The sequence below is a fragment of the Streptomyces sp. NBC_00019 genome (assembly GCF_045041015.1).
Lineage (GTDB): Bacteria > Actinomycetota > Actinomycetes > Streptomycetales > Streptomycetaceae > Streptomyces.
In genome coordinates this window covers 5,721,332-5,744,048 of sequence record NZ_CP108302.1, presented here as the reverse complement: position 1 = coordinate 5,744,048, position 22,717 = coordinate 5,721,332, and the positions used below count along the sequence as shown (strand labels likewise).

The 22,717-nt window shown below is 69.6% G+C and carries 26 protein-coding genes; 7 read left to right on the top strand and 19 right to left on the bottom strand.

Annotation, left to right across the window (positions count from 1 at the left end; all coding sequences use genetic code 11):
* Nucleotides 1–22: 22 nt before the first annotated feature.
* The 4 genes from OHU89_RS27140 to OHU89_RS27125 form a co-directional block, all read right to left on the bottom strand.
* Nucleotides 23–1,195 carry a hypothetical protein gene (locus OHU89_RS27140; RefSeq protein ID WP_405646575.1) on the bottom strand — a complete coding sequence of 391 codons (1,173 nt, stop codon included), beginning with the start codon at nt 1,193–1,195 and terminating at the stop codon, nt 23–25.
* On the bottom strand, nt 1,192–1,869 hold the full coding sequence (locus OHU89_RS27135) for a SigE family RNA polymerase sigma factor (RefSeq protein WP_095046635.1): 678 nt from the start codon (nt 1,867–1,869) through the stop codon (nt 1,192–1,194). Before OHU89_RS27135 ends, OHU89_RS27140 begins: the two co-directional genes overlap by 4 nt.
* 406 nt (nt 1,870–2,275) lie before the next feature.
* Nucleotides 2,276–3,340, bottom strand: a complete 1,065-nt coding sequence (locus tag OHU89_RS27130) for an aspartate-semialdehyde dehydrogenase (RefSeq protein WP_405646572.1) — start codon at nt 3,338–3,340, stop codon at nt 2,276–2,278.
* On the bottom strand, nt 3,340–4,617 hold the full coding sequence (locus tag OHU89_RS27125) for an aspartate kinase (RefSeq protein ID WP_266824190.1): 1,278 nt from the start codon (nt 4,615–4,617) through the stop codon (nt 3,340–3,342). The genes OHU89_RS27130 and OHU89_RS27125 overlap by 1 nt, the downstream gene beginning before the upstream one ends.
* A 450-nt stretch (nt 4,618–5,067) precedes the next feature.
* On the opposite strand from OHU89_RS27125, the gene OHU89_RS27120 reads away from it, so the two are divergent.
* Together OHU89_RS27120 and OHU89_RS27115 are read left to right on the top strand one after the other, a co-directional pair.
* On the top strand, nt 5,068–5,757 hold the full coding sequence (locus OHU89_RS27120; RefSeq protein WP_405646570.1) for a response regulator transcription factor: 690 nt from the start codon (nt 5,068–5,070) through the stop codon (nt 5,755–5,757).
* Complete coding sequence (locus OHU89_RS27115; protein ID WP_405646568.1) at nt 5,754–7,142, top strand: sensor histidine kinase; 1,389 nt, start codon at nt 5,754–5,756, stop codon at nt 7,140–7,142. Before OHU89_RS27120 ends, OHU89_RS27115 begins: the two co-directional genes overlap by 4 nt.
* Here the strand turns inward: OHU89_RS27115 and OHU89_RS27110 are convergent.
* Nucleotides 7,108–7,614 carry an SgcJ/EcaC family oxidoreductase gene (locus OHU89_RS27110; RefSeq protein WP_405646566.1) on the bottom strand — a complete coding sequence of 169 codons (507 nt, stop codon included), beginning with the start codon at nt 7,612–7,614 and terminating at the stop codon, nt 7,108–7,110. The genes OHU89_RS27115 and OHU89_RS27110 overlap by 35 nt on opposite strands.
* Nucleotides 7,615–7,774: 160 nt before the next feature.
* Complete coding sequence (locus tag OHU89_RS27105) at nt 7,775–7,963, bottom strand: hypothetical protein (protein WP_405646565.1); 189 nt, start codon at nt 7,961–7,963, stop codon at nt 7,775–7,777.
* Between the two features lie 145 nt (nt 7,964–8,108).
* Here OHU89_RS27105 and OHU89_RS27100 point away from each other — a divergent pair, with 145 nt between their 5' ends.
* Nucleotides 8,109–8,828, top strand: coding sequence for a TSUP family transporter (locus OHU89_RS27100; protein ID WP_405646563.1), 720 nt, complete (start codon nt 8,109–8,111; stop codon nt 8,826–8,828).
* Between the two features lie 10 nt (nt 8,829–8,838).
* Here the strand turns inward: OHU89_RS27100 and OHU89_RS27095 are convergent, their stop codons facing one another.
* From OHU89_RS27095 to OHU89_RS27075, 5 genes are all read right to left on the bottom strand, one after another.
* On the bottom strand, nt 8,839–9,417 hold the full coding sequence (locus OHU89_RS27095) for a Uma2 family endonuclease (RefSeq protein ID WP_405646560.1): 579 nt from the start codon (nt 9,415–9,417) through the stop codon (nt 8,839–8,841).
* A 50-nt stretch (nt 9,418–9,467) separates the two neighbouring features.
* Nucleotides 9,468–9,782: a hypothetical protein gene (locus OHU89_RS27090; protein WP_405646558.1), complete on the bottom strand. Its 315-nt coding sequence runs from the start codon at nt 9,780–9,782 to the stop codon at nt 9,468–9,470.
* On the bottom strand, nt 9,779–10,825 hold the full coding sequence (locus OHU89_RS27085) for a hypothetical protein (protein WP_405646556.1): 1,047 nt from the start codon (nt 10,823–10,825) through the stop codon (nt 9,779–9,781). The genes OHU89_RS27090 and OHU89_RS27085 overlap by 4 nt, the downstream gene beginning before the upstream one ends.
* Nucleotides 10,826–11,119: 294 nt before the next feature.
* Nucleotides 11,120–11,302, bottom strand: a complete 183-nt coding sequence (locus OHU89_RS27080; protein ID WP_405646554.1) for a DUF397 domain-containing protein — start codon at nt 11,300–11,302, stop codon at nt 11,120–11,122.
* Nucleotides 11,295–12,113, bottom strand: coding sequence for a helix-turn-helix domain-containing protein (locus OHU89_RS27075; protein ID WP_405646551.1), 819 nt, complete (start codon nt 12,111–12,113; stop codon nt 11,295–11,297). Before OHU89_RS27075 ends, OHU89_RS27080 begins: the two co-directional genes overlap by 8 nt.
* Nucleotides 12,114–12,197: 84 nt before the next feature.
* Between OHU89_RS27075 and OHU89_RS27070 the strand changes: the two genes are divergently transcribed.
* Nucleotides 12,198–12,602, top strand: a complete 405-nt coding sequence (locus tag OHU89_RS27070) for a hypothetical protein (protein ID WP_405646548.1) — start codon at nt 12,198–12,200, stop codon at nt 12,600–12,602.
* A 1-nt stretch (nt 12,603) separates the two neighbouring features.
* Here the strand turns inward: OHU89_RS27070 and fxsT are convergent, their stop codons facing one another.
* The 5 genes from fxsT to OHU89_RS27045 form a co-directional block, all read right to left on the bottom strand.
* Entirely contained in the window at nt 12,604–15,192 is a 2,589-nt protein-coding gene (gene fxsT / locus OHU89_RS27065) for an FxSxx-COOH system tetratricopeptide repeat protein (RefSeq protein WP_405646547.1), read from the bottom strand.
* A 24-nt stretch (nt 15,193–15,216) separates the two neighbouring features.
* Nucleotides 15,217–15,528, bottom strand: coding sequence for a trypco2 family protein (locus tag OHU89_RS27060; protein WP_405646544.1), 312 nt, complete (start codon nt 15,526–15,528; stop codon nt 15,217–15,219).
* A gap of 114 nt (nt 15,529–15,642) precedes the next feature.
* Nucleotides 15,643–16,302, bottom strand: coding sequence for a DUF5063 domain-containing protein (locus OHU89_RS27055; RefSeq protein WP_266889502.1), 660 nt, complete (start codon nt 16,300–16,302; stop codon nt 15,643–15,645).
* Complete coding sequence (gene recR / locus OHU89_RS27050) at nt 16,295–16,894, bottom strand: recombination mediator RecR (protein WP_046260259.1); 600 nt, start codon at nt 16,892–16,894, stop codon at nt 16,295–16,297. The genes OHU89_RS27055 and recR overlap by 8 nt, the downstream gene beginning before the upstream one ends.
* 58 nt (nt 16,895–16,952) lie before the next feature.
* Nucleotides 16,953–17,291 carry a YbaB/EbfC family nucleoid-associated protein gene (locus tag OHU89_RS27045; RefSeq protein WP_079309378.1) on the bottom strand — a complete coding sequence of 113 codons (339 nt, stop codon included), beginning with the start codon at nt 17,289–17,291 and terminating at the stop codon, nt 16,953–16,955.
* A gap of 247 nt (nt 17,292–17,538) precedes the next feature.
* Here OHU89_RS27045 and OHU89_RS27040 point away from each other — a divergent pair, with 247 nt between their 5' ends.
* The gene (locus OHU89_RS27040; protein WP_405646541.1) at nt 17,539–18,291 is read left to right on the top strand and encodes an SLATT domain-containing protein; all 753 of its coding nucleotides are present in this window, start codon (nt 17,539–17,541) and stop codon (nt 18,289–18,291) included.
* Nucleotides 18,292–18,407: 116 nt separating this feature from the next.
* Here the strand turns inward: OHU89_RS27040 and OHU89_RS27035 are convergent, their stop codons facing one another.
* On the bottom strand, nt 18,408–18,968 hold the full coding sequence (locus OHU89_RS27035) for a hypothetical protein (RefSeq protein ID WP_405646539.1): 561 nt from the start codon (nt 18,966–18,968) through the stop codon (nt 18,408–18,410).
* The gene (locus OHU89_RS27030) at nt 18,965–19,357 is read right to left on the bottom strand and encodes a hypothetical protein (protein ID WP_405646537.1); all 393 of its coding nucleotides are present in this window, start codon (nt 19,355–19,357) and stop codon (nt 18,965–18,967) included. The genes OHU89_RS27035 and OHU89_RS27030 overlap by 4 nt, the downstream gene beginning before the upstream one ends.
* A 136-nt stretch (nt 19,358–19,493) precedes the next feature.
* Here OHU89_RS27030 and OHU89_RS27025 point away from each other — a divergent pair, with 136 nt between their 5' ends.
* Together OHU89_RS27025 and OHU89_RS27020 are read left to right on the top strand one after the other, a co-directional pair.
* Nucleotides 19,494–20,669, top strand: coding sequence for a sensor histidine kinase (locus tag OHU89_RS27025; protein WP_405646535.1), 1,176 nt, complete (start codon nt 19,494–19,496; stop codon nt 20,667–20,669).
* On the top strand, nt 20,666–21,271 hold the full coding sequence (locus tag OHU89_RS27020; protein ID WP_307027957.1) for a DNA-binding response regulator: 606 nt from the start codon (nt 20,666–20,668) through the stop codon (nt 21,269–21,271). The genes OHU89_RS27025 and OHU89_RS27020 overlap by 4 nt, the downstream gene beginning before the upstream one ends.
* On the opposite strand, the gene OHU89_RS27015 is transcribed toward OHU89_RS27020, so the two are convergent.
* On the bottom strand, nt 21,268–22,713 hold the full coding sequence (locus tag OHU89_RS27015; protein WP_405646533.1) for a M28 family metallopeptidase: 1,446 nt from the start codon (nt 22,711–22,713) through the stop codon (nt 21,268–21,270). The genes OHU89_RS27020 and OHU89_RS27015 overlap by 4 nt on opposite strands.
* Nucleotides 22,714–22,717: the final 4 nt, after the last annotated feature.

The window sequence follows — 22,717 nt, the reverse complement described above, 5'->3', positions numbered from 1 at the left end:
CGCCTGCTCTACGCTGCCAGTTCTACGCCGTCGGCGTCAGCACACCCGTCCAGTACACCGTGCCCGCGCACGCGTTCGTCAGCGTCGCCGACGTCGACGGGGTGCCGCCCTCGGCCGCGCCGGTGATCGTCACGCTGCCGTCCTGAGTGCCGTCCGCCGTCATCAGCTGGGTGGAGGTGCCGGTGTCGCCGCCCGTGGAGGTGCCCTCCGTGGTGCCGGAGTTCTCGGTGGGGCTGGGTGTGGTGGTGGGGCCGCCGGTGGTGCCGCCGTCGCCGTTGTCCACGGGGCAGGTCTCCAAGGGGACCCAGGCGAACCTCACGATGTAGGAGGAGCCGGGCTGCAGGCTCAGGGAGGTGAGTTCGAGGGACGGGTCGGGCAGGGAGACCGCCGCGTCACCGGAGACATGCCGCTGCGGGGCGACCTTGGTGGAGTCCGCCGCGCCTGCCGTGGCCGTGACCACGCTGCCCGGACCGGTGACCAGACAGGCCGCGGTCGAGCCGTTGGTGAAGGTGAACGTGCCGTACACCGCGCCGGCCGAGTCGGCGGGGTCGACGCTGGCGGTCGGTGTACCGAGGTCCGTGGCCGTGCACGCGGGGACGCCCGCCGTGCTGGTGGCCGAGGGACCGGAGCTGTCGCTGCCCCCGGTGCCGGTGCCGGTGCCCTTGTCCTCGTCGTCTTCCTTCGAGCTGCCCTTGTCCTTGTCCTCGACCTTGCTGGAGGAACCGCCGGAGGTGCTCTCACCGCCGTCCGGGCCCTTGCCCTGGCTCGCGCCGCCCTGGGTCTGCGAGGAGTGGCCGGCGTTGAAGGGGTCGGCGTCGGAGCCGGTGGCGCCCGAGACATGCAGCAGGGCGGGGACGGCGGTGCCGACGAAGAGCGCGGCGGCCGCCATGCCGACCAGGGCCTGCCGCTTGCGGGCCCGTCGGGCGGGTACCGCGGTGCGCAGATGGTCGAGCGTGCCGTCGCGCGGCTCGATCTCCTCGACCGCGTGCTGCAGCATGCGGCGCAATGCCAGCTCGTCCGAGTCGAGCCCTCCCGAGGGGCTCTGGTCGTCGAGGCCGTGGTTCACAGTTCCGTTCCCAGCAGTTGATTGCTTCGGCTTGTGCGGCGCGTCCGCGCCGCCCGGCTCGCGCCACTCGTAGGGCTCGTGCGGGACATGCGCATGGCGCCGCCCGTCGTGCTCTCCTGGGCCGCTCATGCCGGTGCCTCCATGGCCACCCGGAGGGCGGCGATGCCACGGGAGCCGTACGCCTTCACCGAGCCCAGGGATATCCCGAGCGTCTCGGCGACCTGCGCCTCGGTCATGTCCGCGAAGTACCGCAGGACGAGGACCTCGCGCTGGCGGCGCTGGAGTCCCTTCATCGCCTTGATGAGCGAGTCGCGCTCCAGCAGGTCGTACGCACCCTCCTCCGCGCTCGCCATGTCCGGCATCGGCTTGGACAGCAGCTTGAGTCCGAGGATGCGGCGGCGCAGGGCCGAGCGGGAGAGATTGACGACGGTCTGGCGCAGATACGCGAGCGTCTTCTCCGGGTCCCGGACGCGCTTGCGCGCGGAGTGGACGCGGATGAAGGCCTCCTGGACGACGTCCTCGCAGGAGGCGGTGTCGTCGAGGAGAAGGGCTGCGAGACCGAGCAACGAGCGGTAGTGCGCCCGGTAGGTCTCGGTGAGGTGGTCGACGGTGGTGCCTGCGGCAGCCACGTCCTCGGCACCGTCACGCTGACTGGGTATGCGGGTAGGCCGCGCTGCGGGCATCGGCGCGATCACCGGCATGCCACCGGGCGTACCGGCCCTGCGGGGTCGTACGGCCGTGGGGCGCGGCGGCCGAAGGGCCGTACCGCGCGAGACCGCTGTGAAATCGAGAACCTCTGCCACGCCAGTTGGACACGCCTACCCCCGTAAGGGTTGTACGTGCCGGGCGTCACTTTTGCGTCGGACGGCCGCATGCCGCACGAGACGGCCTTCCGTCTTGTGTCAGGCAGCACTGCTGACCGTGCGTCAAGCGCCCTCATGCCTACCCGCTCTTCCCCTGTGTCCTGAATGATTCGGGGCGTCCCCACGCCCCTTGAAGCATCCCCGCACCCCCTGAAGGGCGTTCGCAAAGACGCTCCCCGCCCTTCGCGCGGTTGCGGAGAGCGGGGAGGCAAATTTTCGGACGCCGAGGCGGCTCGGATCAAGTGGTCCGGACCATCGTCCGCACCACAAGTCGCTCACAGATCCTACAAAGCGACTGTCCGCAGGCCAGTGCTTTTCCGGCTCACAGAAGGAATTCCGGGAAACGTCACATGAACTCGGTCGCCACCAGCTCGGCGATCTGCGCGGTGTTGAGGGCCGCGCCCTTGCGCAGGTTGTCGCCGCAAACAAACAGTTCGAGGGCGGTCGGGTCGTCCAGCGCCCGGCGTACCCGGCCCACCCACGTGGGGTCGGTGCCGACCACGTCGGCGGGGGTCGGGAACTCCCCGGCGGCCGGGTTGTCGAACAGCACGACGCCCGGCGCAGTGGCGAGAATCTCACGCGCCTTGGCGACGGTGACCTCGCCCTCGAAGCGGGCGTGGACGGTCAGCGAGTGCGTGGTGACGACCGGAACCCGTACACAGGTGACCGCGACGGGCAGCTCGTGGAGCCCGAGGATCTTGCGGGACTCGTCCCGCACCTTCATCTCCTCCGACGACCAGCCGTCCTCGCGCAGCGACCCGGCCCACGGGACGACGTTGAGCGCGACCGGCTCCGGGAAGGGCCCGGTGTTGTCGCCCACGGCCCGCCGGACGTCTCCGGGATGGGTCCCCAGTTCCGTGCCGGCGACCAGCGAGAGCTGCTGGCGCAGGGTGTCGACGCCGGCCCGGCCCGCGCCGCTCACCGCCTGGTACGAGGACACCACCAGCTCACGCAGCCCGAACTCGGCGTGGAGTGCGCCGAGGGCCACGATCATCGAGAGAGTCGTGCAGTTGGGGTTGGCGATGATGCCGCGCGGCCTGACACGCGCCCTGTGCGCGTTGACCTCGGGGACGACGAGGGGCACCTCCGGGTCCATCCGGAAGGCGCCCGAGTTGTCCACGACGACGGCGCCGTGCGCGGCGGCGATCGGCGCCCACTGCGCGGAGACCTCGTCGGGGACGTCGAACATGGCGACGTCGACCCCCTCGAAGGCCTCCTCCGTCAGAGCCACCACCTCGACCTCCTCGCCGCGCACGGCCAGCTTGCGGCCGGCCGAGCGCGGGGAGGCGATCAGACGGATCTCGCCCCAGATGTCCGCGTGCTGGGACAGGATCTGGAGCATGACCGTACCGACGGCTCCGGTCGCTCCCACGACCGCGAGCGTCGGTCGCACGGACCCTGTCCCGGCCATCAGCGTCCCGTGCCCCCGTAGACGACGGCCTCGTCGCTGTCGGAGTCGAGCCCGAAGGCGGTGTGCACGGCGCGGACGGCCTCGTTGACGTCGTCGGCGCGCGTGATGACCGAGATACGGATCTCGGAGGTCGAGATCAGCTCGATGTTCACGCCCGCGTCGGAGAGTGCCTCGAAGAAGGACGCGGTGACGCCCGGGTTGGTCTTCATACCCGCGCCGACCAGGGAGATCTTGCCGATCTGGTCGTCGTAGCGCAGGGAGTCGAAGCCGATGCCGGCCTTGTTCTTCTCCAGGGCGTCGATGGCCTTGCGGCCCTCGGTCTTCGGCAGCGTGAAGGAGATGTCCGTCAGACCGGTGGAGGCGGCGGACACGTTCTGCACGATCATGTCGATGTTGATCTCGGCGTCGGAGATCGTGCGGAAGATCGTGGCGGCCTCGCCCGGCTTGTCCGGCACGCCCACGACCGTGACCTTGGCCTCGGAGGTGTCGTGCGCGACACCGGAGATGATCGCCTGCTCCACCGGCTTGTCCCCTTGCTTGATCGGTTCACTGCTGACCCACGTGCCCTGGAGTCCGCTGAAGCTGGACCGGACATGGATCGGGATGTTGTAGCGACGGGCGTACTCCACACAGCGGTGGAGTAGCACCTTGGAGCCGGACGACGCCAGCTCCAGCATGTCCTCGAAGGAGATCCAGTCGATCTTCTTCGCCTTCTTCACCACGCGCGGGTCGGCGGTGAACACACCGTCCACGTCGGTGTAGATCTCGCACACCTCGGCGTCGAGGGCGGCGGCCAGCGCCACGGCCGTGGTGTCGCTGCCGCCGCGGCCCAGCGTGGTGATGTCCTTCTTGTCCTGGCTGACGCCCTGGAAGCCCGCGACGATGGCGATGTTGCCCCGGTCCAGGGACTCCCGGATACGGCCGGGCGTGACGTCGATGATCCGCGCTTTGTTGTGGACCGAGTCGGTGATGACGCCTGCCTGGCTGCCGGTGAAGCTCTGGGCCTCGTGGCCCAGGTTTTTGATCGCCATGGCCAGCAGGGCCATGGAGATACGCTCTCCGGCGGTCAGCAGCATGTCGAACTCACGGCCGGCCGGCATCGGGGATACCTGCTCGGCGAGATCGATCAGCTCGTCCGTCGTGTCGCCCATCGCGGAAACCACGACAACCACCTGGTTGCCGTTCTTCTTCGCTTCCACGATTCGCTTGGCGACGCGCTTGATGCCCTCGGCATCGGCTACGGAGGAGCCTCCGTACTTCTGCACGACAAGGCCCACGTGCGCTCCTCGCTCAGTCAGTCACTATCCGCACATACGTATATGTACTGCGGTCGGCTCAGTCTAACGAGCGTCCGAAATCGACCTTCGTGAAACCACATGGTGAGACCCGGACGCCCAGCACGACCCTGCCCATCCCCACGGTGAACACTCGGCAAAGTGGGCCAGGTCACCCGTTGACGCTCTCCGTAGCCGCCCGACAACTTCACGTCGTCGTCGCCACACCAGGAGCACTCGGCTCCCCCGGGACCAGCGACGCGAAGGACTCTCCTTCCCCGCCACGGCTGGGAACGCATGCCCCGGCCGGCACTCGCCGTGCCGGTCGAGCAGCTGGTGTGGCGGACGGGGTTCATGAAGCGGATCCCGGAGCGGCTGCCGGTCATGTGGTAGCCGCGTGTCGAGTGGCTCGGCGGGCGGTCGTCTTAAATTTCAAGCATTAGGGTTCGCCGTGTGCGCGTACTGCTGGTGGAAGACGATGAGCCGGTCGCCGAGTCACTCCGGCGCGGACTGCTGCGCTACGGCTTCGAGGTGACCTGGGTCGCCACGGGCGGGGCGGCGCTGAAGCACGAGGAGCCCTACGACGTCGTACTCCTCGATCTCGGGCTGCCCGACACCGACGGTCTCGACGTGTGCAAGGCGCTGCGCGAGCGCGGGGACGTGCCGATCATCGTGATCAGCGCGCGGAGCGACGAGACGGACCGGGTGGTCGGCCTCGAACTCGGCGCGGACGACTACGTCTCCAAGCCGTTCGGCGTCCGGGAGGTCATCGCGCGGATAAGGGCGGTGATGCGGCGCGCCCAGCCGCGTACGCCGTCCGCCGAGCCCGCCGGTCCCGACCGTTACGGCGACCGCCTCACGATCGACCGCAAGGCGGTCCGGGTCCATCTGGACGGCGCGGAGGTCGCGCTGGCCCCCAAGGAGTACGACCTGCTGTCCTTCCTCACCGAGGAGCCGGGGGCGCTGATGTCGCGCGAACAGATCATGGAAGCGGTCTGGGACGCGAACTGGTTCGGGCCGACGAAGACCCTGGACGTCCATGTGGCGGCGCTGCGGCGGAAGCTGGCGGGGGTGATCACGATCGAGGCGGTGCGGGGGGTCGGCTTCCGGCTGATCGTCAACGGCGGTAGTGACGCTTCATGAACCGCCAGCTCATCCGGAGTTACATCCTGCTCGTCGCGGTCGCGATCCTGCTGTTCACGGTGCCGGTGGCGTTCACGCTGACCGACCAACTGCGGGGCGACACCGAGGCGTCGGTGCTGCGCGAGGCCCAGACCATGGCTCAGCTGCTGGGCTCCGGCGACACCGCCTCGTGCAACGCGCTGAACCAGATGGCCGAGGCCTACCACGACGACGTCGAGCTGTACACGAAGGCCGGCGACCGGAACTGTGCGCCCGAACTCCCCGACCCCGCGCGGAACAAGGCGCTGACCACCGCGCTGGAGGACGGGGAGCCCACCACCGACTGGGGCTCGAGGTTCATCTGGGGCAAGCATCTGGTGATCACCGTCCCCGCGTACCAGCCGACGGCCGACGGCGGGACCGGCAAGGGGCCGGTCGTCGGGGCCGTGCGGATCGTGTACGCGACCTCGGGCATGACCACCAGGCTGTGGAACATCTGGGGCTTCCGGGCCGCGCTGGCCGTGCTCGTGCTCGCGGCCGCCGCCGCGATCGGCGCGTTCGCCGCCCGCCGGATCACCGCCCCGCTGCGTGAACTGAACACCATGGCCAGCAAGTTCAGCGACGGCGACCTCACCGCACGCTCCCCCGTGACGGGCCCGCCGGAGACCCAGACGCTGGCGCGCACCCTCAACCAGGGTGCGGAACGTCTCGACACGCTGGTCGCCTCGCAGCGGATCTTCGTGGCGGACGCCTCCCATCAACTGCGTACCCCTCTCACGGCGTTGCGGTTGTCGCTGGACAACATCGCGGACGGCGTCGACGACGAGTTCGTACGGGAGGACGTGGAGCAGGCGACCGCCGAGGTGGTCCGGATGAGCCGTCTGGTCAACGGGCTGCTGGTGCTGGCGCGGGCGGAGGCGAAGGTCACGGCCGCGGAGCCGCTGCTGTTGGCGGACATCATCGAGGAACGTCTGGACGTGTGGAGGCCGGCCGCCGACGAGCGCGGAGTCACCATCGCGCTTGGGGGGAGTAACGCCGACGGCCGGCTGCTTGTGCTGGCCAGCCCCGGTCATCTGGACCAGGTGCTGGACAACGTGCTTTCCAATGCCCTGGAGGTGTCACCGGACGGGGGCACGATCACCGTCCGGGCCGAATCGCGGGGCGAGGAGGCCCTGTTGTCGGTCCTCGACCAGGGACCGGGCATGTCCGACCCGGAGAAGTCCCGCGCCTTCGACCGCTTCTGGCGCGGCCAGGGCCTGACCGGGCGCTCCGGGTCCGGGCTCGGCCTCGCCGTCGTCAAGCAGCTGGTGACCGACGACGGCGGGACGGTGACGCTCGGGGACGCGCCCGGGGGTGGGCTGGTGGTACGGATCAGCCTTCGGGCATCGCCGAAGAGTGGTGGTTGACGATCTTCCACTCGCCGTTCCGCTTCTCGTACTCGTAGGTGTAGCGGGCCTCGACGACACGCTTGGCGCCGGTGTCCGGGTCGGTCAGCGTGAACTCGTACACGCCGGCGTCCAGGGCGGAGTTGTTGTCGAGGATGTTGATGTGCGTCTCGATCTTCTTGCCGACCGGCTTGTTCAGCAGGAAGTGCTCGAAGTAGTCGACGAGGCCGGCGTGGTCGCTGCGGACCTTGTTGGAGACGGTGGGCAGCAGGACGGCGTCCTTGGCGTACCGGTCGGCGACGGTCTCGGCGTCGCCGGTCCGCAGGGCCTTGTTCCAGCCGTCGAACTGGGCGGCGATCTCCGCCTTGGTGGGCTTCTTGCCGCTCTGCTTGTCCGATCCGGCGAAGCCTACGCCTGCGGCGAAGGTGCCGACGGCGACGAGGGCACCGGCGGTGACGACGGCTACACGCTTGGTTATCGGGCGACGGGTCATGTCATCTCCAGTGCGGGCGAGGGGGGTTGCTTCCTCCGCTCTGTCTGCGGTTCCTGTGGAGGAAGTGACTCCAGACTCGCGTGACACCGGTTAGGGGCCGTGCAGGCGTCGTACAGGGGACGTCCAGGACTGATCCAACTCGCGGAGGGTGAGCGGGTGACTACTCGGCGACACCCCTGTCCCGGACAAGGCTCACCCCCGCACCGGCCGCGACAACGCCCATGCCCACGGCGGTCATCACGCCCTGCGTGCCGTCCACGACGAAGGGGGCGACCGCGGCTACGGCGGCGTTGAAGAGGAAGAGGAAGAGGAACCAGAGGACGGGCTTGGAGGAGAGGAGGGTCTTCATGGGGGTGCGATTCCTTCGGTACGGGGGCGGTGACCTGGTGAGATCAACGATCCCGTGGCGCGAGGGCCCACACTAGGGAGTGCTCTCCCGAAGCGGGGGTGTAGCAGGCTCCACCTGGGGTGGGCCAGGGAGAGGGAGCCGAACCGTGACAGCCGACGTACTTCTCGCGGCCATCGTGCTGCTCGGCTCCTCCGTCCAGTGGCTCACCGGCATGGGCTTCGCCCTGGTCGCCGTACCGGCGCTGATCCTGCTGCTCGGGCCCGCCCAGGGGGTGGTCCTCGCCAACTGTGCCTCCGGGGCCATCTGTGTCGTGGGACTGGCGGGAGGCTGGCGTCGGGTACGTCCGCGCGCGATGGTGCCGTTGTGCGTGGCAGCGGCGTGCACGGTGCCGGCGGGGGCCTGGATGACCCGTCAACTCCCGGAGCCGGTCCTGCTGTTGGTGATGGGCGGGCTCGTCACCGGCGCCGTGCTGCTGGTCATGCGGGGCGTGCGCGTGCCCGCGCTGCGCGGCACGAAGGGTGCGGTCGTGGCGGGCGCGGCGGGCGGGTTCATGAACTCGGCGGCGGGGGTCGGCGGTCCGCCGGTGTCCCTGTACGCCCTCAACGCGGGCTGGGCGGTACGGGAATTCGTGCCGAATGCCATGTTCTACGGCGTCGTCGTCAACGCGTTCTCCGTGGCGGCGAACGGGGTGCCGGAGCTGAACGGGACGAGGTGGGTCGCGGTGATCGCGGCCATGGCGGCGGGTGGGGTGATCGGCAGGGGGCTCGCGGGGCGGATACCGGAGGAGCGAGCCCGTCTGCTGGTGTTGCTGCTGGCCCTGGCGGGCGGGGTGACGGCGCTGGGGAAGGGGTTGTGGGGGCTGTGACTCCCCGGGTTCAGTCCGCGAACTCCTTGAGGGGCTCGGTGTCGAGGGTGATGCTCACGGGCTCGGGGAGCTTCACCGGCGCGCCGAAGGGGAGTTTCTCCTCGTGCCGGTAGCGGCCGTCCTCCGGCTGGTTGAAGACGACGACCGAGCGGTCGTCGCGGTCGATGAGGAGGTAGACGGGGATACCGGCGGCGGCGTGGGCGTCGGGCTTCTCGACTCGGTCGCGCTGGTGGGTGTCGGAGTCGTGCGACGTGACTTCCACTGCCATGAGCACACCTGCCGCTTCGGACCAGTCTCCGTGTCCCGCTGGGAATCCGAACGGCGCGAGGACGCCGTCGGGTCGCGCTCTGCCCCTGCGGTAGCGCTCGACCTTCATGCCCCGGTCCCCGTAGAGCCAGAGCTCGGGACGGTGCTGCATGCACAGCCTCTGCAACCAGGCGATGATCTGGTCGTGGTTGCCGTCGGTCACTGGCTTGGCCTGGACCCTTCCGTTGATGAACTCCAGCCGCACGGTCTCCGAGGCATGGCGTTCCAGCTCCTCGAAGTCCTCGACGGACATCTGCGGCCGGTTTTCGGTGCTGGGGGTCATGGCGTCGCCTCCTCGACCCCATGGTGCCCTGACCGGCACGTCCTGCACGCTCATACGCCGCCCCTGTCCCGAGAGTCGCCCTGGCCGTCGTCGCCAGGGCCGAAGAGCCGGTCGATCCACTCATCGGCCTCCGCACGCTCTGCCTCGGTGAAGGCCCCGTACTCCGCCTCGTGCTCCCGCATGGCCGCCAGCCCGGCGGCCCGCAGCTGCTCGTGGTTCGGATGGGTGCCGAGGTACTCCTCCACCGCGTCCGCCATCACGGCGTCGACGGTCCGCCGGTCGGCCTCCGCGTAGGCGGTCAGGCGAGCGAGGAGGTCCGTGCCGAGGTTCGCGAGCAGGCGCCCCGCCTCCATCGGCTCGGTCACCTCCAGCTCCTCAGCCCCGCCGCACGGCGGATGGCCTCGACGCGCTCGGTGACGTCGATGACCTCGTCGGCTCCCGGCAGGCGGCCGTCGGCGTCGCGCGGGCCGGGGGCGGTGACCGCGTCTGCGCCCGGGCGCGCGGCGCCGTTGCGCGGCGCGAGGAGGAACGTGTCGGGAACGGGGTCCTGGTACACCCACACCGGCCCTTCCGCCTCGATCTGCGCGAGGCACTCGTCGCACAGCCCGTTGACGATCTTCTTCGTCCGCTCGTCGGCGTCGCAGATGCCGCAGGCCATGAGTACGCGGGTCACGTGGGCGCGGCGGGCGGCCTTCTGCCGGATCTTCGCCTTCTTCGGGGGCATCTTGCTCTCCAATCGGGTACGGGCGAATCCGCCCGGGTTGGTGACTGCGGGCGGGAGCCCGTCGGTCAAGGCCTTGGTGATGTCCTGGGGCGTGGCGCCGCGGTACAGCCACTCGGCGGCGAGGAATTCGAGGTCGCGGCACTCGATGTCGGAGAGCGGCATCCGGGGGTCGGCGGCCCGGACTTCGGCGAGGGTCTGGTAGGCCTCACTGGGCTGTTCGGCAGGCGGCTCGGCGCCCACGGCGGGCTCGTCGGTCTCCGGCGCCTGTTCCTCGGCTTCGTCTACGGCTTCCTCGACCCGAGCCAGTCCCGGCAAGTGGTCCTCGGTCACGTCCTTGCCGTTCCGGTCCCGCGTGAAGTCCGCCCACCACTCCGGCGACATGGGGGTACGGGACCAGTACGTGCGCGTGACCCACCGCATCGAGTTGTCCTCGACGGTGATGTGCTCCTTGATCCAGCGCAGGTGGCCGGCAAGGGTGATGCGTCCCATCGAGGTGCGGACCGCTTGCTGGCCGTACATCGGGTGTTCCGCCGCGATCGCCTTGTAGCCCATCGCGTGGCCCTCTTCGAGATGGTCGACGAAGACGGCGATCTCGCGCTCGCGGGGGCTCAGATGTGCGAAGTCCGGGTCGACGTACGGGTCTTCGTCACCCACGGAGCGTTTTCCGTAGCCCGTTTTGGCCATGGGGTGCGACGGGGACGGCAGGGCAGGGCTAGGCTGGGCGTAAGCCACGATCGAGTTCCGTTCGATCCGTAGGTCAGGCCCCGGCCGGTGCTACCAACACCGCGTTCCGGGGCCGAATTATTTGCTCGTTCGCCGCGAACCTAGAGCGGATTTACTTTCCGGCGCAAGCTGATCACGGAACGTCACTCTTTCGAGGTACGGCGCCTCAACTCCCGTTCAGGCTTGGTTGGTTGGGTTGGATTTCAACCAAACCAAAACCCAGAAAACCCATTGGAAGAGCTCGGGGCCCGGGGCTCAAGCTCCGGGCTGAACTGCGGAAACGAACGCCTTCCAGGCGGGAGCGGCGATGTAGAGTTCGAGGCTCGCGGGGACCTTGGAGTCCCGGACATGGATTGCGGTGGCGAACGCGACTTCGACGCAGGCGCCGCCCTCGGAGTCGCTGTAGCTGGACTTGAACCACTTCAGCTGTTCACTCATGGCGATCCACCATCCGGTCGATGAAACGGGCCGACTCAGCGGGGCTGAGAGCCTGTGCGCGGATCATGCTAAGCCGCTCGGTCGCCCTGCTGACAACCTCCGGGTCGGCCGACAACTCGCTTCCCAACTGCCCTTCCGTGTAGGCAAACCGCTCGTGGTCACGGGTCTCCAACACCACCATGGGGCCCATGAGCGCCGCGGCATTGGCCAACTCGAAGGGCAGCACCTGCAAGACGACGTTGTGCGGGCGAGACACGTCCAACAGATGGTGCAGTTGCTTCGCGTCCACCTGGGGAGTGCGCAGAGCGGCTTCGTAGATGACGAAGCTCAGGGCCACCGGCGGCTTCCGCTCAGCGAGAATCGCCTGCCGCTCCATACGGCCCGCGATCCGCTCCTCCACCGTCTCCCCATCCAGAGGCGGGACGTGGTTCTCAATGAGCGCACGCGCATGTCCCTCCGTCTGCAACAGCCCAGGGATGTACGCGGTCTCGTACCACCAGAGACTGATCGCCTCTTTCTCCCGCTCCATGAAGTCCTGCGCCCGCGTAGGGAATTTCTCCCTGTTCAGGAACTCCTTCCCCGCACTCAGCATCCCCTCCGCGTCGCACATCTCGTCGGCCACATCGAGCACACGCGCCGTCGGCATCCGTACGCCCTGCTCCATCGCCGCGATCGTGTCCGGGGAGTAGTTGGAGGCGGCGGCCAGCGCGTCCCGGCTCACGCCGGCCTTCGTGCGCCAGCGCTTGATCTGGTTGCCGCTGTAACGCCAAGCGACCGGGGCATCGGACTTGCTGCTGTTCTGACCTGGCACTGCGCCCACCCCCGACTGGTACACCCCGTCGTGTACGACCCGTGTCACTACCGAGCGTAGCCTCGCGAACGGCACGGTGTAACCATGACGAACGCAATCGACCCACTTGAGTGGGTCCCCGCTTCGGGCCACCAACTCCGTCTGGCGGGCGTCCACTTCGACGCCGTACGGATCGAAGGCCTACGAGGTGAACTGGCCGCCGCACAGCTCATCGAGGCCGCCGACGGGGACGCGGGGCCCGTGGTGTGCGAGGTGACCGGGTTCCGGTGGATGTACTTCCTGCTGGCACCCGGCGAGGTACGCCGGCACAGATGGCCACTCGGCGTACAGCGGTTCGGCGAGCGAGGCTCACGCACAGCCACGTACATCGGGATTCCGGCGCTGGACGGGAACACGTGGCCGTTGCGGTGGTACAGCGAGCCGACGGTTACGGCGCCGTTTGTGGAGACGGGGAGGTTGCGGGCGGTGTTGGAGGGGGTGGGGCTTTAGGTCAGGGCTTCCGGGCACGCGCGGCGGACAGATTGTCGCGGACACCCCTTGTAATCGGGTGGTCCTCGCCCAGCGCTCGAAGACAATCGGCCAATGCGCGCTCGTACAACGGGATCGCCCGCCCCAAATCCCCCACCGACACATACGCGTAAGCCAGGTTGTTCCGCGAGCCCAACGTGCTCGGGTGATCCTCACCCAACACCCGCACACGATCCGCCAACGTCCGCTCGTACAACGGGATCGCCCGCCCCAAATCCCCCGCCGCCTCATACGCGCCAGCCAGGTTGTTCCGCGCAACCAGCGTGTGCGGGTGATCCTCACCCAACACGCGCACATAGTCCGCCAACGTCCGCTCGTACAACGGGATCGCCCGCCCCAAATCCCCCGCCGCCTCATACGCGCCAGCCAAGTTGTTCCGCGCAACCAGCGTGTGCGGGTGATCCTCACCCAACACGCGCACATAGTCCGCCAGCGTCCGCTCGTACAACGGGATCGCCCGCCCCAAATCCCCCGCCGACTCATACGCGCCAGCCAAGTTGTTCCGCGTGCCCAGCGTGCCCGGGTGATCCTCACCGAGCATCCGGATTGCCGCCGCCAGAGAGCGGTTGTAGAAGTCGATGGCCTGGCTCAGCTGCCCTTGCTCTTCGACGAAACTCCCCGCTCTCGCGAGAATCAGAACAATCTCAACGGTGTCCTGCTCCGGGTCCCCCGCGTCAAGAAGCGCCTCGACATGGGGGAGCAGGGTCCTCCAAGTGGGCCAGCCCGCGACATTCCGCTTGGGATCCTCCGGGAGCTCATCGAGCATCAGCTCCACGGCGCGATCACGCGCAGCCATGATGCGGTCGTGAGCGCGATGCGGATCGCCCCCCGACTCCGACGGCGTGCGCGCCAGCGTCTGGACCAAGCGGTGTACGCCGATTCCCGCCCGGTCGAGCGTGATCATGTTGTAGTCGGCCAACAGCCCGAGGAGCTGTGCGAGGTCGAGTGCGTCCTCAGCGAGCGGTGCGAGCAGGGAACGTGGAATGCCCGTCGGGGCGTACCACGCGGCGATCCGCAGGATGTCCACGGCTCGGGGGTCCCGTTCCTGGAGTGCGTCCAGAGTGATGCGCCAGATCCGGGCCACCGTCCGCGCGGGATCCGAGCCTCCCGGTGCCGCGTCCGTGGTGCGGTCCGGGTGCTTGCGCAGCATGTCCCGGTACTCGGTGATCGTGATCCCGGTCTGGGCGATGAAGGCCCCCGCCTGTTCCAGAGCGAGGGGAAGATGGCCCAGGTCGTCCGCCAACGCGCGGGCCTCGCCATCGTCCTCGGCCTCGTCGTCGGCCCCGCCCAGGCGTGACAGAAGGGCCAGCGAGGCCTCCTCGTCCAGCACGGACAACGGGATCGGGTCGCAGACCCAGCCCCTCTTGTACCGGCTGGTGATCAAGTGGCGTCCAGCGGAGCGGAGTTGGCCCGTCCAGGCATACACGTACTCCGCCTTCTCCGCGTTGTCGAAGACCAGGAGCCACCCCGGATGCGTCTGCAACCACCCGACAGCCCACTCGGCGGCCTGGGCGGTCGTGAGATCACCCTCCGCCCCTCCACCCCGCAAGCGGAGCGTGAGCGCTGCGAAGCCCGCTTCGATCAACTCAGGAGTATCCGAGCGGATCCACCACACCAACCGGTATGCCCCCACGTGGTCGTGGGAATAGTGCAGGGCCAGTGTCGTCTTCCCGACCCCGCCCAGGCCGTGCACGGTCTGCGTGATCGCCTGCGAGTCCGCAGCAAGGGCCCGCTCCAGGTCTGCCATCGCCTCCGCCCGGCCGACGAAGATCGGCGACGGCAGTTCCGGCAGGTTGTTCACGCCTCGCCGTACATCGATGTCATACGCCGTACGCGGCCGTCCAGAGTCCGCAGCCATGACGTCCTCCGGGATCAGCTCGGCCCCAGCCGCCTTCACCGCAACGGCGAATCCAGGACGAGCCGCCAGCGACACCACAGACACCGCCGTCAACTGATCCGCGTCATAGTCCCGTTGCCGGTCAGTCGTGACGACCCCGATGAGCCGCCCCCGCGCGAACAACGCCGCCCCCGACGCCCCCGCCCACCGCGACTTCTCGCTCGGCTTGCTGGGAACGGCTACCCCGTCGACGTAAGCCGAGATCAGCCCGCCGGACTTGAGCCCGGTCAGTGTCTCGATGTGGCCGCGGATCTCCTTGGTGTCGCGGATGCCGTCCCGCACCTCTGCCCGAGGAAAGCCGACCGCGACGCACCCCAGCCGCTCCTCCCCCACCACCGACCCGTCGATCCGGCCCCACCGGACGGGTTCACCGTCGGACGGCGACTGCCATCCCGGGTCCGTGATCGTGACGAGCGCCGCGTCGGCCTGCGGCTCCCGCTCCAGATCAGGCGCGGGCGCGGACCCGATCCCGGGCCACAGCACCTCGGCCTTAACCCATGCCGCTGCCTCGGAACCCAGCCGCCGAACCTCCAACGCCCCACAGCCCAGCACATTGTGAAGCGCCGTCAGGATCAGTCGATCCGCGACCAGATAGCCGGTCCCCGAACACTTCCCGACCGGATTCCACACCTCGATGACCCGCCGCACATCCACAGGCCAACACCCCCGTGCTCCCCGTTACTTGGGGCGTTCCCCCGAGTCGTCCGTGATACGCCGATCCGCGCCCTCGGCATCGACCGGCTGGAGTGTGATCTTCACGCGGTTCGTCGTGCCCTTGGACCGCGACGCCTTGGCCTCTGCTCCGAACGGCAGCACCAGCACCTTCGCCCGAGCTTCCCCGTCCTTCCGCACATCCACGGAGAACTCGATCTCGACGGGCCCGGTCCGGAACTGGATCTCCTGCCCCTCGCCATCCCTGGCCGCCTGCTGAAGCTCCGCCCGGATCGCCCCGATCGCCTCGGCCAGCCCCGCCCACGCCTCGTCCGCCACCGGGCGCCCCCTTCATCCCCGTACGGGAATCCCCGTATACGCGCTGTGGGGCGCAGCGTACTCGCCGCACCCCACACCGAAAGGAGATATCCCGTTACCGCCTGCTACTGCCCGCTACTTCGCCGTCCCCAGCCCCAACGGCGCCGCGATCTCCTCCGCCATCACCTTCCCGGCCTCGAGCTCCAGCGTCTCGTCGCCCACGCTCTGGTCGGTGTCCAGGCCGTCCAGCTCCTCCAGGGGCTGGTTGAGGCGGACGTGGGCGAGGATGGACTGGAGGGCGCGGAGGGTGGCGGAGGCGGTGGAGCCCCAGTTGGAGAAGTAGGAGAACTGCCACCACCACAGGGCCTCGCTGGTGCGGCCCGCGCGGTAGTGGGCCATGCCGTGGCGGAGGTCGGTGATGACGTCGGTCAGGTCGTCGGAGATACGGGCCGGGACCGGGGCCTTGCGGGGTTCGTAGGGGTCGAAGACCTCGGAGTAGACGTCGATCGGGTCCAGCAGCCTCGCCAGGTTCTCGCGGAGTTCGTCCACGTCGGCGTCCGGGCCCGTGTCGGGCTCGTAGCGCTCGTCGGGGACGATGTCCTCGTGCGCGCCCAGGCGGCCGCCGGCGAGGAGGAGTTGGGAGACCTCCAGGAGGAGGAAGGGGATCGCCGATTCCGGCTCGTCGCCCTTGGCCACCTCGGTGACGGCCACGAGGAAGCTCTCCACCTGGTCGGCGATCTGGACCGCGAAGTCGTCCGGGTCCTGCGTGGTCTCGTGCAGTGTGGCGTCAGACATCTAGGAGTCGTCTCCCCTCGAAGGCGCGGCCGAGGGTCACCTCGTCCGCGTATTCCAGGTCGCCACCCACCGGGAGGCCGCTGGCCAGGCGGGTGACCTTGAGGCCCATGGGCTTGATCATGCGGGCGAGATACGTGGCCGTGGCCTCGCCCTCCAGGTTCGGGTCCGTGGCCAGGATCAGCTCCGTGACCGTACCGTCGGCCAACCTCGCGAGAAGTTCTCGTATACGCAGGTCGTCCGGGCCCACACCCTCGATGGGGCTGATCGCTCCGCCGAGCACGTGGTAGCGGCCTCTGAATTCGCGGGTGCGTTCGATGGCCACCACGTCCTTCGGCTCCTCCACCACGCAGATGACCGAGAGGTCGCGGCGAGTGTCGCGGCAGATGTTGCACAGCTCTTCCTGTGCCACGTTTCCGCAGATCGCGCAGAAGCGGACCTTCGCCTTGACCTCCATCAGGCACTGCGCGAGCCGCCGCACGTCCGTCGGTTCCGCCTGCAGGATGTGGAAGGCGATCCGCTGGGCGCTCTTGGGACCGACGCCGGGCAGCCGGCCCAGTTCGTCGATGAGGTCCTGCACCACGCCTTCGTACAACGGACTGCCACCCTTCCTGGGTTCCTTGGGTACGTACGGTAGTTGCCGGACGCCCTTCTTAGAAAGGCAGACCCGGAATGCCGCCGCCCAGGCCCTGGGCGAGCGGGCCCAGCTTCTGCTGCTGGAGGGTCTGGGCGTTCTCGTTGGCCGCCTGTACGGCGGCGACGATCAGGTCGGCGAGGGTCTCGGTGTCCTCCGGGTCCACCGCCTTCGGGTCGATCTTCAGCGCGCGGAGTTCACCGGAGCCGGTCACCGTCGCCTTGACCAGGCCGCCGCCCGCCTGGCCGTCGACCTCGGTCCGCGCCAGCTCCTCCTGCGCGTTCGCCAGGTCCTGCTGCATCTTCTGGGCCTGCTGGAGCAGCTGCTGCATATTGGGCTGGCCACCACCGGGGATCACGATCAGCTCCCGCTCATAGGTCTGCGTCTTTGTCCTCTGTGATGAGCCTACGTGCTCCACGCAGCCATCGCTCCGGCACTCTTTCGAGTGAGATGTTGTCGAGTCCTATACCTGATCAAGGCCCACTTCCGGGCGGAAAAGGAGTGAAAGCCGCACCTTCGCCACCCATTGGGCGGTAGGAAAGACCCGGCGCGTCAGCACCATGCGTCACACAGCGTGATCGGCCGTGATCAGTAGGGAGTGCCGGGTGGGTCAGCCGGAGATGCAGCCCGAGGGTCCGCCTCAGGACGGGCGGGGCGGGGAGGCGGTCGGGCCGCGGCCGGGCGACCTGACGGGACGGACGTTTCCGCTCGGGGACTGGGGCGAGCCCGCGCTCCGTCTCGACGAGCTGTACCGGTGGGTGGAGCGCGGGGCGCTCGACACCGCCGCGTGGTACCTCGCGGACCGGGTGTGGAAGCGGCGGGGGGCGCGGGCCCTGCGGTGCGGGGCCGCGGCCGGGGGGGTGGCCGGTGCCGCGCTGCCTCTGCTGGACCTCACGGGGGTCGTCGGCGGGGGCGCTGGCTGGGGGTATCTGGCGCTGTTGCTCGCTGTCGCGTGCGTGGCCGTGGACCGGTTCTTCGGGGTGACGTCCGGGTGGATAAGGGATGTGGCCACCGCGCAGGCCGTGCAGCGGCGGTTGCAGGTGCTGCAGTTCGACTGGGCCTCGGAGAGTGTGCGGGAGGTTCTGGGGCCGGCCGAGGGGACCGCGGGGGAGGCGGCCGACCGGTGTCTCGGGGTGCTGCGGAGGTTTTCCGAGGACGTGACCGAGTTGGTGCGGGTGGAGACCGCGGACTGGATGGTGGAGTTTCGGACGGGGTCGGCGCCGTTGGGGATTCAGGGGGGTGTCGCGGGGGCGGCCCGGGGGGACGGGAATGTGGTCCAGGGGCGGTTCCCCTTGCCGCCGGGTGCGGGCGGGGCTCGGCCGAACATGCCTCGGCAGCGGCCGCCGGAGCCTCGGTGACCGGGGCGCCGTTGGGGCTGGGGTCGTCGTAGGGGTGCGGCGCCGTCGTGGCTGGTCGCGCCCACGCGGCGGTAGCCGCACATCGATACAGCCCCGCGCCCCTAGGTGGGTTCCCCTCACCGTAGGACGAGAAGTTCGACCCCTACCAGCGCGTCCACCACCGCGCACCACTCCGCGAAGGTGGGCGCCACGATGCCCTTGAGTCGCTCCAGTGCCAGGTGCGCCAAGTCCCAGAGCCCGTGGAAGAACCAACCCGCCGCGACCAGCCAGAGGCCCACGTCCGGGTCCACCAGCAGGCCGGTCAACGCGAGCGCCCCGAAGGCCACCACCCCCGCCGTCTGAAGCCACAACCCCTCCCGTCCGTGCGGAGCACCCCGCACCGCCCCCCACAGCAGCACCCCCAACGCGATCCCGACCATCACCCCCGCCGGCGACACCAGGTCCAGTGCCTGGAGGCCGAACACGAGCACCAGGCCTCCGCCGAGCACCGGCCAGGTCGACCGGGGCGTGCCGATCTGGTTGATCACCACGTACAGCAGCGGCAGCAGCGGCAGGACCTCCCCGAACCCGGTGACCGACTCGTCCAGGGTGTCGGAAGCGCCTGCCGCGGCCTGGGCGGCCCAGATCGCGACGGCCAGGCAGGTGGGCCAACGGCGGGTCACCGCATGCGCGTTCACGCGCCGTACTCCGTCCGCCGCCGCAGCATGACGACGAACATCAGCGGCAGCATCGCGAGGTGCTCCCACGCCATCGCCGCGTCGGGGTCCACGACGTCCAGGGACAGAAGCGGTACGAGGACCAGTGCGGGAAGGAACATCGCGCCGCACATCTCGCCGATGCCGGGCCAGGCGTGACCTCGGCGGCGCATCCAGAAGGCCATGCCGGCGGACATCGTGAACGCCATTTCCAGCGTGACCAGTCGGGGTTGGCGGGACATGTCGTACGCGATGTCCGTGAGCGCCAGGACGCCCCGCAGGGCCGCGCCGAGGACGAGCATGCCGACCAGCATCGCGAGGATCATCTCGACGTAGTGGCGGGCGAAACCGTGGTGCCGTACGTGTTGCATGGCGCCTCCTCGGTGGTACCGGGGTGGGGTATGTCCCCACGCCCTTCAGAGTGGCGGGACCGAGGGAGCGTCAGTAGTGCCGACCGTGCACGTCGTCGTATGACATCTGTCATCCGGGCGCTGCCAGAATGGCCGCGTGGACAACGGGGCGGGGCTCACGAGTTTCCGGCGCTACACGTGGTGGGCCGTGCCGGGGACCGTCGTCTGTGTGCTGGTGCTGGCGTACGGGAGCTGGGCCCTGGACGGGGACGTGCCGCTGTGGGCGCGGGCGCCGGTGGTTCCGGCGCTGGGTGTCCATGCCGTGGCCGCCGCCGTGCTGCTCAGCGGGGCGATGGAGGACCGCACGCCGGTCCTGCGGCCGCTCGCGGGGTGGCTGGTCACCGCCTGTCTCGCCGCGGCCGCGCTCGCCGTGCCGCCCCTTGCCCGGCACAACTACGGGCTGTGGGCGGTCGCCCCGGCCGTGACCGTGGCGATCGTGGCCGTCTATCTCTCCGCGGCCGGGAAGCGGTGGCTGATCGGCGGTGCCGTCGTCCTCGCGCTGGTGCCGGGCAGTGCCGTGAACCTGCTCGCGGGGGATGAGGAGTTGGCGTACGCCGCTCTCTTCCCGGCCGGTCTGACCGCGTTCACCGTGTGGACCGTACTCGGGCCGCTGTGGGCCTGGCGGATCGCGGGGCGGCTCGACCGGGCGCGGCGGCTGGAGGCGGAGCTGGCGGTGAAGGACGAGCGGCTGCGGTTCGCCTCCGACCTGCATGACATCCAGGGGCATCATCTGCAAGTCATCGCGTTGAAGGCGGAGTTGGCCTCACGGATCGCCGAGGTCGATCCCGCGCGTGCCTCCGGCGAGATGCAGGAGATACGGCAGCTGTGCGCGGACGCGCTGCGGGACACGCGCGCCGTGGTGCGGGGCATTCGCCGGACCACCCTCGACGGCGAGATCGCCAACGCCACCCGGGTGCTGGCGGCGGCCGGGATCGACGCGCGCATGAACCTGGAACCGACCCTTCCCCAGGAGGAGTTGAGCGACTCCACCCGTCAGCTCCTCGGCCTCGTCGTGCGCGAGGCCACCACCAATGTGCTCCGCCACAGTCAGGCCCGGCACGCCGAGGTCGACTACCGCGTCAGCGGGGAGCAGGCCCTGCTGCGGATCAGCAATGACCGGGCCCACGAGCACCCCGGCACCGGCGACGGCACCGGCCTGCTGGGCCTCGCCGAGCGACTGCGGTCCGCGGGCGGGGAGTTGACCTGGGAACGCGAGGACGGCGACCGTTTCGTGGTGACCGCGACCCTGCCCGTACAGAGGACCGCAGAGTGATCCGGCTCCTCCTCGCCGACGACGAGGACCTCCTGCGCGGCGCCCTCGTCGCGCTCCTCTCCCTGGAGGACGACCTCACCGTGGTCGCGGAGGCCGCCACCTCGACCGATGCCGTACGGCTCGCCCTGGAGCACCGGCCCGACATCGCCGTACTGGATCTGGAGATGCCGCCCACGGACGGACTGCGCGCCGCCGAGGAGATCCGGGCCGCCCGCCAGGACACCCACGTCGTCATCGTGACCCGGCACGCCCGGCCGGCCGTGCTGCGCCGAGCCCTGGCCGCCGGTGTCCGCGGGTTCGTGCCCAAGACGACCCCCGCGGCCCGGCTCGCGGAGATCCTCCGTGACATCGCCGCCGGGCGCCGCTACGTCGATCCGGACATCGCCGCGTCCGCGTTGACGGAGGACGACTGTCCGCTCAGCGAGCGGGAGCTGGAGGTGTTGCGGGCGGCCCGTACGGGGGCGTCGGTGGCCGAGATCGCCGCGCAGGTGCATCTGGCTCAGGGCACCGTCCGTAACTATCTCTCGGCCGCCATGTCCAAGCTGGGGGCCACCACGCGACATGCGGCGGCCCATCACGCCTGGCAACAGGGGTGGATCTAGGCCTGTGGGTCCGGGAACGCCACCGGGCTCTTCAGCCCCTTCGCGTTCACCGCCCGCACCCCGAAGAACACGTTGTCCTTCGACAGGTCCACCTCGTGCCTCGTCACATCGCCGACCGGGACGACATGCGTCCACTCCGGCGCCGTCGTCTCCCGCCATACGATCTCGTAGCCGGCCAGGTCCGGTTCCGTGCCCCGGGTCCACACCAGCTCCGTGGCGTTGGTGAGGTTCGTCGTGACGATCTTCGCGCCCCGGGGGGTGCCGGGGGCCTGGGCCAGGGTCCACAGGGCGGCGCCGTTCACCCTGGCCACCCGGGCGATGAAGGCGAAGTCGCAGAACTCGGGCAGGTCGCCGTACTGCTTGCCGTCCTCGACGCGTACGTCCTGGTGCTGGTGGGCGAAGTCCTCGGCGGGCTCGGTGAAGCGGGCGGCCGGGTAGGCGCGTTCGAGGAAGGGGATGTGGTCGCCGCCACGGCGGTAGCGGTCCCGGCGGTAGACGACCCGGACGTTCATGCCGGTGGCGTCGTTGTCGGCCACGTCCCGTACGAAACGGGCGAGTTGACGCGTCCCCGAGTCGTTCTCGCCGCCGACCGAGCGACGGATCGCGGCCTGTTCGGCGGTCTCGGAGGACGGGACGCCTTCCGCGAACAGGCGGATGGTGTACGGGTCCTTCGTACCGTCGTCGGCGGTCGAGCTGCCGACGATGTCGTTGGTGAACATGCCCTGCACATCCGCCCCGGCCGCCTTGAACCGCTGGGCCATGTACGCCGATCCGAACAGGCCCTGCTCCTCCCCCGCCACGGCCGCGAACACGATCGTCGAGGCGGGGCGCCGCTTCGCCATCACCCTCGCCAGCTCCAGCGCCACCGCCACACCGGACGCGTCGTCGTCGGCGCCCGGCGCGTCCGAGGTGGCGTCCATGACGTCGGTGACCCGGGAGTCGTAGTGCCCGGAGACGACGTAGATCCGCTCGGGAGTGACCGAACCGCGCAGGGTCGCGACGACGTTGGTGATGCGGGTCGCCGTCGGGATCCGGGGGCCCGGTTCCTGGACGTACGACTGGAGTTCGGCGGTCATCCGGCCACCGGAGGCCTCGGCGTACGAGCGCAGCTCTGCCAGCAGCCAGTCGCGGGCGGCGCCGATGCCGCGGGCCGGGTCGTCCTGGGCGGAGAGGGTGTGGCGGGTGCCGAAGGAGGCGAGCTTGCGAACGGTCGCCTCGATGCGGTCCGGGTCGATCTCCCGGAGCAGGGCGCGGAGTTCACGGGTCGGGGGCTGGGCCGTGGCCGGGGGGCGGCTGCCCGGGGGTGCCGCCGTACCGGCCGAGGAAGGTACGGCGGAGGAAGGGCCGGCCGAGGGGGTCGCCTCGGCCGTACCGCCGCTCGTGCAAGCAGCGGCCGTCGCCGCTCCCGTCGCGGTCAGAACCGTTCTCCTGCTGGGACGCATGCGT

Excerpts from the sequence above, each read along its gene's own strand:
- OHU89_RS27140 (WP_405646575.1), bottom strand. The coding sequence starts at position 1,195 with ATGAGCGGCCCAGGAGAGCACGACGGGCGGCGCCATGCGCATGTCCCG.
- OHU89_RS27130 (WP_405646572.1), bottom strand. The coding sequence starts at position 3,340 with ATGGCCGGGACAGGGTCCGTGCGACCGACGCTCGCGGTCGTGGGAGCG.
- OHU89_RS27115 (WP_405646568.1), top strand. The coding sequence starts at position 5,754 with ATGAACCGCCAGCTCATCCGGAGTTACATCCTGCTCGTCGCGGTCGCG.
- OHU89_RS27110 (WP_405646566.1), bottom strand. The coding sequence starts at position 7,614 with ATGACCCGTCGCCCGATAACCAAGCGTGTAGCCGTCGTCACCGCCGGT.
- OHU89_RS27105 (WP_405646565.1), bottom strand. The coding sequence starts at position 7,963 with ATGAAGACCCTCCTCTCCTCCAAGCCCGTCCTCTGGTTCCTCTTCCTC.
- OHU89_RS27095 (WP_405646560.1), bottom strand. The coding sequence starts at position 9,417 with ATGACCCCCAGCACCGAAAACCGGCCGCAGATGTCCGTCGAGGACTTC.
- OHU89_RS27085 (WP_405646556.1), bottom strand. The coding sequence starts at position 10,825 with ATGGCCAAAACGGGCTACGGAAAACGCTCCGTGGGTGACGAAGACCCG.
- OHU89_RS27080 (WP_405646554.1), bottom strand. The coding sequence starts at position 11,302 with ATGAGTGAACAGCTGAAGTGGTTCAAGTCCAGCTACAGCGACTCCGAG.
- OHU89_RS27070 (WP_405646548.1), top strand. The coding sequence starts at position 12,198 with ATGACGAACGCAATCGACCCACTTGAGTGGGTCCCCGCTTCGGGCCAC.
- OHU89_RS27055 (WP_266889502.1), bottom strand. The coding sequence starts at position 16,302 with ATGTCTGACGCCACACTGCACGAGACCACGCAGGACCCGGACGACTTC.
- OHU89_RS27030 (WP_405646537.1), bottom strand. The coding sequence starts at position 19,357 with ATGCAACACGTACGGCACCACGGTTTCGCCCGCCACTACGTCGAGATG.
- OHU89_RS27015 (WP_405646533.1), bottom strand. The coding sequence starts at position 22,713 with ATGCGTCCCAGCAGGAGAACGGTTCTGACCGCGACGGGAGCGGCGACG.